This window comes from Bacillus sp. M5A3_1b (assembly GCF_053345335.1).
Genome location: NZ_JBKEZY010000003.1, coordinates 158,442 through 171,025 on the forward strand (window position 1 = coordinate 158,442; position 12,584 = coordinate 171,025).

The window sequence follows — 12,584 nt, forward strand, 5'->3', positions numbered from 1 at the left end:
ACCCAACATCTACGCGCATTTTTTATTACAATGTTTTCTTTACTAGCTCTAATCCACTTTGAGTGATTTTAAATTCAACTTCTGTTGAAGCCACTTGTTCTGCTAACTCATTCTTTTTATACCATTTCAGACGACTTGGTTCTGCATGATACACTTTTACTACATCACCATACTCAAATGAAGTAACATTTACCTGTTCCGCAAAATTCTTTGAAGTTTCTTGCCCTTCCGCTGATATATGCTTTTTCTTATTCCCATTTTGATCATAAATCGCAAAGCCTATATACTCTTCGTTCACAAAACGATAATGAATCACATCATTCGTAAATGTTGCATGTAACTTCTTTTCATCATGATTTAACGTAATAATAGAACGTGTAACATCGGACACACCTTGATAGACTAGACTATCCCCATATGTCACTTCTACAGGAACTTCCGTCACTTTCTTATTTCCAAATCGATCTTTCGTTTCTACTTTCACTGTTTGCTGACCAATTTTTGTCGTATCTAGTTTCCCTACAAAACCTACTACTTCTCCACCCTGTACTTCAACAAATTTCTTCGCATCTAGCGTTTCGCTATTTGTTCCGATTACTACTTGCTGCGGATTTGCTTTTACTGTTTGCTCACCGTCTAATCTTTCAAATCCATTTTCAGTGATTTTGAAGACTAATTCCTTTATCTCTTTACTTTTTCCTTCGCCCACATATACATCTTTTTGATACCAATGTAAACGAGAAGATTCCGCATGATATACTTTCACTACATCTCCATACTCAAATGCAAGTCCATTTACTTCCTTAGCAAATTCTTGCGTATTCTCTAAACCTTTTACCGCTATATTTTTCTTCACTGTTCCTTCTTTATCGTACAGTGTGAATTCAAAATACTTTTCATCTTTAAAGTAATCATGAATTAAGTTCTTTGTATGTGTCGCACTCAGTTTTTTCGTATCATGATGCAAAGTTACAATTGATTTCATATCGTCGGCACCATAACTTAATCCATATACAAGTAGGCTATCTCCATATGTTACTGTTAGAGGAACTTCTATCACTTGCTTATTTCCAAACATATCTTTCGTTTCTACTTTCACTTGTTGTTCACCGATTTTTGTTGTATTTGGTTTTTCTACAAATCCAACTACTTCTCCATCTTTCACGTCAACAAAGTTTTTTGCGTCTATCTTCTCAATATCTGTTCCTACTACTACTTGTTGCGGTTTCGCTGTTATTTCTTGTTGAGTCGCCATTCTTTCGAAACCTTGCTCCGTAACTTTAAAGAATACTTCATGAACGCCATACTCTGTATCCACGAATTCATTCTTTTTATACACTTTAAATCTATCAAACTCTTTTTGATATACTTTTACTACATCACCATACTCAAAAGTCATTCCATTGAATTGTTCTGCAAATGCTTTCGTATTTTCAGATGCTTTTACAGATACTACTTTCTTCTCTTTTCCAGCTTTATCGTATACAGTCATCTCCATATACTTCTCATCTGCAAATGAAGTATGCATTGAACCTTCTGAATTTGTTGTACTAAATTTCTTTTCTTCATGGTTTAATGTCACAATCGATTTAATATTCGTTCCACCATGCCATGTACCAAAGAACATAATGCTATCACCGTAAATTACTTCTAATGTAACCTCTGTCACTTGCTTATTTCCGAAACGGTCTTTCGTTTCTACTTTTACTTTTTGTTCACCGATTTTTGTTGTATTTGGCTTTTCTACAAATCCAACTACTTCCCCATCTTTTACTTCAACAAAGTTTTTCACGTCTAACTTTTCAACATCTGTTCCGACTACTACTTGTTGCGGTTTCGCTGTTACTTCTTGCAACATATCCATTCTCTCAAAGCCTTTTTCTGTCACTTTGAAGAATAGTTCTTTTGCCCCTTTTTTCTCACCTTGACCAGTAAGGGTATTATTTTGATACCATTTCAAACGATCCGGTTCTGCGTGGAATACTTTTACTACATCTCCATACTCGAATTGCATACCATTCACTTGCTTCGCAAAGTTCTCTGATGTTTCTTGTCCCTCTGCTGTTACATGTTTTTTCTCTTTTCCATCTCGATCGTATAACGTGATACCCATGTATAACTCTTTATTAAAATACTCATGAATCTCGCTATCCATATCAGTCACATGGAATTTCTTCTCTTCGTGCTTTAAAGTTAGAATTGAAGCAATATCATCGCCATATCCTGCGTATACAATACTATCTCCATAAACCACTTCTACAGGTACCTCTGTCACTTGCTTATTCCCAAAACGATCTTTCGTTTCTACTTTTACTTTTTGTTCACCGATTTTTGTTGTATTTGGTTTTTCTACAAAACCTACTACTTCACCGTCTTTTACTTGTACGAATTCTTTCGGATCTAGTTTGTCTACATCCATTCCAACTACTACTTTTTGCGGTTTCGCCGTCACTTCTTGTAAACTATCTTTTAATTCGAACCCTTGCGGAGTAATTTTAAAGAATTTTTCTTTTTTATTTTTAGCTTTCCCTTGATCTACAAGTTCGTTATTTCGGTACCATTTTAAACGACTTGGTTCTGCATGGAATACTTTTACTACATCACCATATTCAAAATTCAATCCATTTAGTTCCATCGCAAATCGTTTTCCACTTTCTTGCCCTTCTGCTGATACACTTTTCTTTTCAATCCCATTTTGATCATATACTGTTAAACCTATATATTTTTCTTTATCAAAAAGGTAATGTATTTCATTACTAATAAAAGCGACATGTAATTTTTTTTCATTGTGACGAAGCTCCACTGTCGACATTACATCATTTGAAATTCCTTGAAAAATCATACTGTCACCATAAACAGCATTGACTGGAACAGTAATTAAATTTTCATTCCCTTTTTCATCCTCAATTTCTACTAACACTTCCTGTTTTCCACTCTCTAATTTAGACCATATAATCTTACCTGTTACTTTTACATTCTCACCTAAATTTTGAACAAGTTTACCCGCTTGCTCTTCATCAAAATTGGTACCAACTACAAGGTTTTGTACCTCATTAGCAGGTTCACCATACGGAACTTTATACGGTTCAACTTGCTTCTCGCGAATATCATTACTATCTGTAGCTTTCCATATTTCTTTTTCTAATTTAGGTAAATTTAATTTTTCTATTTTTTCTCTAGTCTCATCACTTGGAGTTAATCCCCATTCTTTAAAGAAAGGAACTAAATTTTGTCCTGCCACTTTTGATGTCATATAAACAAACATTTGCTTTTTCTCTTCATCAGAAGTAGGCAATTCCTCCTTAGGTAACATACGATAAGCTTGATGCAGTCTCGGATAAAAATGTTCTCCGTAAACAACATTTAATTGCCAAAACATTGTAAGAGGATCAAATTCATCAATTATTCTTTCTTCTATAGGTTTCTCTAAGTACTCAAATGACTTTTTATAGTGCCCATCCATTTCTAATTCATTTCCTAATGCTTTTTGCACCATTAAAGAATAAATGTTGACTGTTACTTCTCCAATAGCATCCCAATCCCAAGGACTTTGCTGATGTAGATGTCCAACTTCATGCCATGGTCCCCAGCCATCCTTTTCAAGCACTTCTATATCTAAAACTCTATTCATTGCGCTTGGAATATATCCTGTATGATAATTTGTTGCAAACATAAAATCATCTTCAGCAGGCTTCCGTTTTTCAACAAACTGAACATAATGAATTGGAGATTTCGCGAGTCCAATTCCATCCTCTGATAAACCAGCTACTGCATTTTCTATTCGAATAATCTTATCATGCAATTTCATTAACTCTATCGGGCTTGTGTTTTTCATAAACTTTTGTATAGAGCTCGGACTAGCAGTAACTAAACTTCGCTCACCTTTTAATTCAACCGCATAAGGATCTTTATATTTCTTTAACATTTCATCCCAATCTTTTTTCGTATGCTTACCTAAAATAAATAAAGGAAAATGGCTACCACCCTTCGTAACTGAAGCAGTTACCTCACCTTCGTTATTCATATTGTAAAAATATAAAATACCACCTCTTGGCGATGAAATAACGTTTTTTCCAGGTTTTAAATCGAATTTTTCAGGTGCCTCTTCATCATAAGATCTCGTTCCTATGAAAGCTTGAATAGACTGTGTTCCTTTTATTTCAACTGTAATTTTTTCATTTGCCGCTGCATAAATTCCAGTCGGTTCATTAACAGAAAGATCAAAAGTTACTTTTAATCGTTCTGTTTCCTTGTCTATATCCCCTTTTCCGGGTACCTGGAACGTCCTTTGCTCAAATTTGTTCTCTTCCAAATTCCCACCTTTAACCTCTTCTAAAGGCGCTGCATATCCTTTCGATGCTTCGAAAGCTACTGGCGATAATAATGTAGATATACATATTCCAGCTACTAATACCCTACTCGTCTTTTTCTTCGACATAATCTGTGTCCCCTGTTCCTTTATTTAGAGAAACCATCCTATGCATATTCATCTAATAAGAAATCCTATTATTTTTATAAAAACATTTAGTGAATAGACTAACACCTCGCGCACCTGTATCATTTACTACCGCATATCTCTCCATGTATTTGCTTTCCTACATTATAAAAATTTTTATGTACTTTATTCTCCTCACTTCTCTCTGCTTGTGATGAGTTCTCTCTACATAAATAGAGAATAGTAAACGATATATTTTCAGTATTGTCATCTATACATCTAAAGTTGTAAATAACAAATAGAATCTTACATTTTCTTCATATATGACCATCTATAGGTAGTTTTTTCAACTGAATTCTACACGCTTTCTACTTTGTTTGATAGCCTTTTCAATCAGAATAATGTTACAATTTTGTGAATAAAATCCACTAATTGTAACGTTTGGATTTCACCATATTTATATTATTTCAAAATAAATTTCAAACTGTATAAACAGCGCTCTCATTCTATATATAATTTTCCTGATATAATTTTAAAATTCATATAAAAAAGCATTGGCACACGCCAATGCTTTTTCATTATCTCTTTTGATTCGGTTTATGTGGTTCATTTGGAGTATGTGGTTTATTATTCTCATGACCATTTGTTGTTTTCCAACTGACCGATAACTCCGGACTTGTTTTTTCTTCACTACGCTCAAGTAATACAACTGCATTTTGAATAGTCGGTGTCCCTTTATGTGCAATCCCTTGTAACTTTGTTAAATTCCCTAATACTTTAAAGCTAAACCCACCAGCTGGTGTTTGTTTCGGAATTAAGATGCGGAACTTTTCTCCTACATTAAATTCCGTTTTTGCTTCGCCCTTTTCATTTACAAATTTCGCGCCTTCTGGTGCACCTGTTGCTTGCACTTTATATGTTCCGCTTTTCGCATTTGTTTCTACTGTATATAAACCTGTTTCAAAGAAATCATTTTTCAACACTGCTTGTTGTTCTTCTGACGGCACGACACTCATCGTAATTTCTTGTAATTCTTCACTAGCACTCGCTTTTGCAACGATGTCTTTCGTTACTTTTTCTACATTTTTATTACGGAACTCTAAATCGTTAATATCAATTTGCTTTAACGCATTCCATACTGCAAGCTGCGTTGCGTAATGGGCATCTCTCCAATCAGAAACACCTAATTCTTGTGGACTCTTTTGCGGATACCCATTTAACAGTACACGGTATACATTAATATCCACTTTGCCCATTTCCGGTAAATCTTGACCGCTTGGAGATTTCAAATCTACATTTAAGCAAAAGGCAATTTTTCCATCTGCTGTTTTAATAAGCTCTGTTCGAATTGGTTTCTTCTTTGACCTACTATAACTCCAATCCATTTCATACTTTGTATGATCCATAACTTCCGCGAATGCTTTTTGAAGTGGAAATAATAAGTTCGCAAATACAAATAAAACACTCAAAAAAGCGGCCATTAGCTTGAACGATCTTTTTATATTCATGTTTACAACCCCTTATGAAATAACAAATTTTCTTCTGTTTATTATTTAGTTAGAAACTTTTTTTATGCATAAGCAAAACAAAAAAGAGTGCAAACTGTTTGCACCCCTTCTCTCCACTATAAGTTTAGAAATCAAAGTTATCAGGATCTGGACCAACGCGATGATTTTCATTTAACGCATCAATTTTCTCCATATCTTCTTTCGTTAATTCAAAATTAAATATATGAGCATTTGCAATAATGCGGTGTTCTTTCGTTGATTTCGGAATTGTTACAACTTCATTTTGAAGATCCCAACGTAAAATGATTTGAGCTGTCGTTTTATCATACTTATCAGCAATTTCTTGTATTGTTTCGTTATCTAATAATTGACCTTGCATAAGTGGTGACCATGCTTCCATTTGAATACCTTGTTCTTTACAGAACGCTTGTAATTCTTTTTGTGTTAAACGAGGGTGGTATTCTACTTGGTTAATCATTGGCTTGATTTCCGCATCTTTCATTACATCTTGTAAGTGATGAACTTGGAAGTTACTTACACCAATTGCACGTACGCGCTCTTCTTTATAAAGTGTTTCTAACGCTCTCCATGTATCTTTATATTTTCCTTCTACAGGCCAGTGAACAAGGTATAAATCTAAATAGTCTAGTTCTAATTTTTTTAAGCTCTCTTCATATGCAGCAAGTGTCGTTTCATACCCTTGATCTGCATTCCACACTTTTGAAGTAATAAATAAATCTTCTCGAGTAATCCCTGCTTCTTTTATACCAGCACGAATTCCTTCTCCTACAGCTTTCTCATTTCCATAAATCGCAGCTGTATCGATACTGCGGTATCCTGCTTTAATCGCCGATTTCACAGCTTCTACAAGTTCTGGTCCATCTTCTACTTTAAATACACCTAAACCGAACCAAGGCATTTCTACACCGTTATGCAATGTTGTTGTACTTTGTAAATTTTTCATTATATTTTCTCTCCCTTATTTCACTTGATCTCTTTTTTCTAATGTCATACTCCACGTTGTTAAAATAACAGCCCCCGCTACCATGATGCCGCCTACCCAGGCCGTATGAATTAACCCTAACGAGTTCGTTACAATACCGCCCAAGTAAGCACCAAGAGCAATTCCTGCGTTAAATGCTGCAATGTTAATCGCTGATGCCACATCAACAGCACTTGGAACAAATCTCTCAGCCAAGATAACGACATACACTTGTAGCCCTGGAACATTCATAAACGCAAATAGTCCCATAAAAATAATTGTGATGAGTCCAGCGACTTTAAATGGCGCTGTAAATGTTAAAACAAATAATACAATTGCTTGAATAAAGAACATGTAAAATAATGCTCGAATCGGATTATGATTTGATAATTTCCCGCCGACCATATTCCCAATCGCAATTGCAATTCCGTACACTAACAAAATAATTGTAACGGTACTTGATTTAAATCCTGTTACTTCTTGTAATAGCGGAGATAAATACGTAAATGTTACGAATGTTCCCCCGTACCCTAATGCAGTAATAGTAAATACAAGTAATAGTCTTCCATTCGTAATCAGTTTGAATTGATCACGAAATGATACGGATGTACCTTTTTTCAAGTTAGACGGAATTAGCATACTGTTAGCGATTAAGGCAACGATTCCAATTGCCACAATTACCATAAACGATGCTCTCCAGCCAAATTGTTGACCGATAAATGTTCCAATTGGTACGCCTGTAATGGTCGCAACAGTTAAACCAGTAAACATAAATGCAATTGCACTTGCACGTTTATTCTCTGGTACAAGCGCAGCCGCAATTGTGGATCCTATCGACATAAAAACACCATGCGCAAACGCAGATACAACCCTCGCGATAAGTAACACAGTAAAACTTGTTGCCACTGCCGCAATTCCATTACCAATAATGAAAATAATCATAATCCACATTAATAACGTCTTTCGCGACATACTAGCTGTTAACGACGTTAATACTGGGGCACCAAACGCTACTCCTAATGCATATAAAGAAACGGTTAAACCCGCTGTTGTAACAGAAACATGTAAATCCTCTGAAATAGATGGTAATAAACCGACACTAATAAATTCGGTTGTACCAATTCCAAACGCACTAATTGCTAGTGCTAATAAAGCAAACATACTTCTTCGATTCGTCTGTACCGCTGAAGAAGATACTGTATATGAATTCAATTGAACTCCTCCTTAATGCGAGAAATCCAATCATAATAGTATGATAAAAAGGCCTTTTTATCTTCTACAAACATAACTTTACTGCTGATATATGCTATTATGAATGGCTTCACTCTTTTTTTGAAGAACGCACTTTAAAGTACGATAGGTACCAAAAAGTAACATAGGCACTTTTTAGTACCGTACTACTCATTTCCCTCTTACATATGCTATTATGGAACATATTCAACATGATAAAAAGTACGTACTTTAAAGTGCTATAGGTACTTTTTAGTAACATTTAAATTATTTAGCTTCTTTTGTTGGAGAACTGAAATCTATATTCATCAAAGGAGATTTTTTATATGAAGAAATATAATATTCCCGTTGAAGCGACTTTAGAGGTTATCGGCGGAAAATGGAAAGTCGTTATTCTTTGCCACTTAACGAAAGGTACAAAGAGAACGAGTGAATTAAAACGTCTCATGCCTGGTATTACACAAAAGATGTTAACACAGCAATTACGCGAATTAGAAGAAGACGGAGTTATTCAAAGAAAGGTATACAATCAAGTACCACCGAAAGTAGAATATTCTCTTACAGACTACGGTTGGTCTTTAGAATCCATTCTTGATTCTCTTTGTACTTGGGGCGAATGCCACCTTGAAAAAAGCGGTAACACATCGATGCTAATTACAGAAGGTGAACAATAAGAAAAGGAAAAAATGAACATAAATTTGTCCATTTTTTCCTTTTCTTATTTATATATACGTACATTTCCTACCTTATCAAAATAATTTATGCGCTTTCATGCCTTGTCAGTACTACGTTATACGCTTAATATCAAATAATTAGGAATCATTTTTATGTTAACATAGGTGTATATAGTATATAATATAGGATATATATTATATACACTTTCCGATAAAGGAACTTTCCATTATGCGGACAAGCCATGTATCGGACAGTTCATAAATAATAGGTAGGACATTATGGTTTTGGATTTATGATTTCAGCTTACTTGCTGGCATAAATTTAAAGGCATTTTATTGTGCTTTGTGAAACTTTGTATAAAGTTTCGCAAACGTTTACTATCTTACCTATCAAAAATAAGAGTATTGCTATCGTAAAGGAGAATTGGAGATGCCAGAAACTATGACTCAAACAAAGCCAGAACAAGAAACTGTACAAATTTCTGCTAGCCAAGGACAACTTGATGTACTTGATCAGTTGTTAAAACCTGAGGTACAAGAATCATTAACTACACTAGTAGAACAGCTTCCAAAATTAACTGAGCTTGTTAACATTTTAACTAAGTCTTATGATTTCGCTCAAACTGTTGCTACTGATGAAGTATTAAAAAGCGACACTGTTAGTGCAATCACAGAGCTTGTAGAACCTGTAAAAGATACAGTGAAAGGCATGGCTGCTACTGCAATCGAAGCGAAAGATCGTGCTGACGAAAGCAATGAAGTTATCGGCCTGTTCGGTCTATTAAAATTATTAAAAGACCCACAAGCGCAAAAAATGTTCCGCTTTGTGAACGCATATCTTCAAATTAGTGCAGAACGTAACAATAAATAAGTTAACTTATAACAACAATTAGTAAAGACGGGGGATATCATACTATGTCAAAACAAATTGTCATCTTAGGCGCTGGTTATGGCGGTCTTCTTGCCGCTTTAAACGTACGTAAATATTACAGCAAATCAGAAGCGCAAGTTACAGTGATTAACCAATACCCAACACACCAAATCATCACTGAACTACACCGCCTTGCAGCTGGTAACGTTGCTGAGCAAGCAATTGCAATGCCACTTACAAAGCTTTTCAAAGGTAAAGACATCGATCTTAAAATCGCAACAGTTGAGTCATTCTCAGTTGATAGTAAAGAAATTAAACTAGCTGGTGGCACTACTTTATCTTACGACGCACTTGTAGTTGCTTTAGGAAGTAAAACTGCTTACTTCGGTATTCCAGGACTAGAAGAAAACAGCATGGTATTAAAATCTGCTGCTGATGCAAACAAAATCTACAAACACGTTGAAGACCGTATTCGTGAATACGCGAAAACGAAAAACGAAGCTGATGCTACAATCGTAATCGGTGGTGGCGGATTAACTGGCGTTGAGCTAGTTGGTGAGCTTGCTGACATTATGCCTAAACTTGCAAAAAGCCACGGCGTAAATCCAAAAGAAGTTAAACTTCTTCTTGTTGAAGCAGGTCCAAAAATCCTTCCAGTATTACCAGACCACTTAATCGAACGTGCAACTACTAGCCTAGAAGCACGCGGTGTTACATTCTTAACAGGTCTTCCTGTAACAAACGTTGCTGGCAATGAAATCGACTTAAAAGACGGTCAAAAACTTGTTGCTAACACATTCGTTTGGACAGGCGGCGTACAAGGTAACCCATTAATCGGTGAATCAGGTCTTGAAGTAAACCGTGGCCGTGCAACAGTTGATGCATACCTACAATCTACTTCTCACAAAGACGTATTCGTTGCTGGAGACAGCGCTGTTGTCTTCGCTCCAGACGGACGTCCATACCCACCAACTGCACAAATCGCTTGGCAAATGGGTGAGTTAATTGGATACAACTTATACGCAGCACTAGAAGGCAAAGCATTCGAAGAGTTCGCACCTGTAAACTCTGGAACACTTGCTAGTCTAGGACGTAAAGATGCTGTTGCTACAATTGGAGCAAGCAATACTCCACTTAAAGGCTTACCAGCATCATTAATGAAAGAAGCAAGTAACGTTCGTTACTTATCACACATTAAAGGTCTATTCAGCTTAGCTTACTAATCTGAATATAAGCCCGAATCATGCCCTGCATGGTTCGGGCTATTTTTGTCCCGCATTAACGGGCAGTAAAACTTCCACCTTAAATTCAGTGAATGCAGGGATGAAGTTGGAAGATTAACTGCCCGTAAAAGCCCGATTGGTTCAACTAATAATCAGTGGGGATGAACAAAATCCCCACTGATTAAAGTTTCACTTTATCCGTAATTTTCTCTAACTTATTTATTCGGCAGAAGAATATTATAACCCTTTCAATTATCTAAATTTACTGATTATTTTATGTCTAAATTGTGTATATGAAAAGATGGAAGTATTCTTCCTACTCCCATCCTTTCACACAAATTATTCTCCTAACTTCACTAAGCTGTAGTTCTTCTTCCCTTTACGAATAATAATAAATCGTCCATCAAATGAATTTTCTACAGTAACATCTGTACCCACATCCGTTACTTTTTCGCCATTCATCGAAATAGCTCCATTATTAATATCCTCACGTGCTTGTCGTCTAGATGGCTCAATTCCTAAATCGACTAGCCATTCTACGATATTTTTCGTCTCCTTTGAAGACTGGAATGTTGGCATCTCTTTAAAGCCCTGTTCAATTTCATCGGCTGTTAACGATTTAATATCCCCGCTAAATAACGCTGCTGTAATTTTCACAGCTTGCAGGAAGGCCCCTTCTCCATGAACGAATTTCGTCATTTCTTCCGCTAATACTTTTTGCGCTTCACGTCTATGAGGCTCTGTTTCTACCTTCGTTGCCAATTCATCAATGCGCTCTTTCGTTAAGAACGTAAAGTATTTCAAGTATTTAACTACATCACGGTCATCTGTATTCACCCAAAACTGGTAAAATTCAAATGGTGTTGTTTTTTCAGGATCAAGCCAAACTGCACCACCTGCTGATTTACCGAACTTCGTACCATCTGATTTCAGTAATAACGGAATCGTTAATCCAAATACTTTCGCTTCGTGCCCTTCTAACTTACGAATTAAATCTAAACCACTCGTAATATTTCCCCATTGGTCACTACCACCAATTTGCAGTTGAACATCTTCTTTCGTGTATAAATGATGGAAGTCCATCGCTTGCAAAATTTGGTACGTAAATTCTGTGAAAGAAATTCCTGTATCTAAACGACTTGCTACAATATCCTTCGCCAACATGCTATTAATGCTAAAGTTCTTTCCGTAATCACGTAAAAACTCAATAATGTTTATTTTATGTGTCCAGTCGTAGTTATTTACCATCTTCACTTCGCTATTTCCGCCAAAATCAAATAGCTTTTTCATTTGCTCTGTTAACGCATCCACATTATGCTGAACTACTTCTAACGTTTGAAGTTGACGTTCTGATTGACGTCCGCTCGGATCACCAATCGTTCCTGTTGCCCCACCAATTAAAATAACTGGATGATGGCCAGCTAACTGGAATCTCTTCATCATCATAAACGGAATTAAATGTCCAATATGCATACTATCACCAGTCGGATCAACTCCGCAGTATAGTGAAATCTTTTTCTCTTCTACTAGCTTACGTAAACCTTCTTCATCAGTCTGTTGATTCACAGCGCCGCGCCATTCTAATTCATCAATAATATTCATCTTTTGTCATCCCCTTTATTTTTTAAAACAAAAAGTCCCTATGTCTATGACATAGGGAC

General features: G+C 35.9%; 8 protein-coding genes and 1 other annotated feature (1 of these 9 only partly in view). Of the genes, 3 read left to right on the forward strand and 5 right to left on the reverse strand.

Features of this window, described 5'->3' with window-relative positions:
- Positions 1 to 25 precede the first annotated feature (25 nt).
- The 4 genes from ACLBWW_RS10540 to ACLBWW_RS10555 all read right to left on the reverse strand — a co-directional run bounded on the left by ACLBWW_RS10540 (position 26) and on the right by ACLBWW_RS10555 (position 8,086).
- Entirely contained in the window at positions 26 to 4,438 is a 4,413-nt protein-coding gene (locus ACLBWW_RS10540) for a putative mucin/carbohydrate-binding domain-containing protein (protein ID WP_098706325.1), read from the reverse strand.
- Positions 4,439 to 5,013: 575 nt separating this feature from the next.
- Complete coding sequence (locus ACLBWW_RS10545) at positions 5,014 to 5,943, reverse strand: thioester domain-containing protein (RefSeq protein ID WP_048542419.1); 930 nt, start codon at positions 5,941 to 5,943, stop codon at positions 5,014 to 5,016.
- Between the two features lie 124 nt (positions 5,944 to 6,067).
- Entirely contained in the window at positions 6,068 to 6,907 is an 840-nt protein-coding gene (locus tag ACLBWW_RS10550) for an aldo/keto reductase (protein WP_048542421.1), read from the reverse strand.
- A gap of 15 nt (positions 6,908 to 6,922) precedes the next feature.
- A complete protein-coding gene (locus tag ACLBWW_RS10555; RefSeq protein WP_165775570.1) occupies positions 6,923 to 8,086 on the reverse strand; it encodes an MFS transporter in 1,164 nt (387 codons plus the stop codon).
- A gap of 395 nt (positions 8,087 to 8,481) precedes the next feature.
- Here ACLBWW_RS10555 and ACLBWW_RS10560 point away from each other — a divergent pair, with 395 nt between their 5' ends.
- From ACLBWW_RS10560 to ACLBWW_RS10570, 3 genes are all read left to right on the forward strand, one after another.
- Complete coding sequence (locus tag ACLBWW_RS10560; protein ID WP_000760478.1) at positions 8,482 to 8,829, forward strand: winged helix-turn-helix transcriptional regulator; 348 nt, start codon at positions 8,482 to 8,484, stop codon at positions 8,827 to 8,829.
- Positions 8,830 to 9,259: 430 nt separating this feature from the next.
- Positions 9,260 to 9,700: a DUF1641 domain-containing protein gene (locus ACLBWW_RS10565; protein WP_001115312.1), complete on the forward strand. Its 441-nt coding sequence runs from the start codon at positions 9,260 to 9,262 to the stop codon at positions 9,698 to 9,700.
- A gap of 44 nt (positions 9,701 to 9,744) precedes the next feature.
- A complete protein-coding gene (locus ACLBWW_RS10570) occupies positions 9,745 to 10,923 on the forward strand; it encodes an NAD(P)/FAD-dependent oxidoreductase (protein WP_000043194.1) in 1,179 nt (392 codons plus the stop codon).
- A gap of 339 nt (positions 10,924 to 11,262) precedes the next feature.
- Here the strand turns inward: ACLBWW_RS10570 and tyrS are convergent, their stop codons facing one another.
- Positions 11,263 to 12,525: a tyrosine--tRNA ligase gene (tyrS, locus tag ACLBWW_RS10575; RefSeq protein WP_098801803.1), complete on the reverse strand. Its 1,263-nt coding sequence runs from the start codon at positions 12,523 to 12,525 to the stop codon at positions 11,263 to 11,265.
- 50 nt (positions 12,526 to 12,575) lie between these two features.
- Positions 12,576 to 12,584, reverse strand: a binding site (T-box leader); it runs 207 nt beyond the window's last position.

Coding starts and splice junctions, on each gene's coding strand:
- ACLBWW_RS10540 (WP_098706325.1), bottom strand. CDS start 4,438: ATGTCGAAGAAAAAGACGAGTAGGGTATTAGTAGCTGGAATATGTATA.
- ACLBWW_RS10545 (WP_048542419.1), bottom strand. CDS start 5,943: ATGAATATAAAAAGATCGTTCAAGCTAATGGCCGCTTTTTTGAGTGTT.
- ACLBWW_RS10550 (WP_048542421.1), bottom strand. CDS start 6,907: ATGAAAAATTTACAAAGTACAACAACATTGCATAACGGTGTAGAAATG.
- ACLBWW_RS10555 (WP_165775570.1), bottom strand. CDS start 8,086: ATGTTTGCTTTATTAGCACTAGCAATTAGTGCGTTTGGAATTGGTACA.
- ACLBWW_RS10560 (WP_000760478.1), top strand. CDS start 8,482: ATGAAGAAATATAATATTCCCGTTGAAGCGACTTTAGAGGTTATCGGC.
- ACLBWW_RS10565 (WP_001115312.1), top strand. CDS start 9,260: ATGCCAGAAACTATGACTCAAACAAAGCCAGAACAAGAAACTGTACAA.
- ACLBWW_RS10570 (WP_000043194.1), top strand. CDS start 9,745: ATGTCAAAACAAATTGTCATCTTAGGCGCTGGTTATGGCGGTCTTCTT.
- tyrS (WP_098801803.1), bottom strand. CDS start 12,525: ATGAATATTATTGATGAATTAGAATGGCGCGGCGCTGTGAATCAACAG.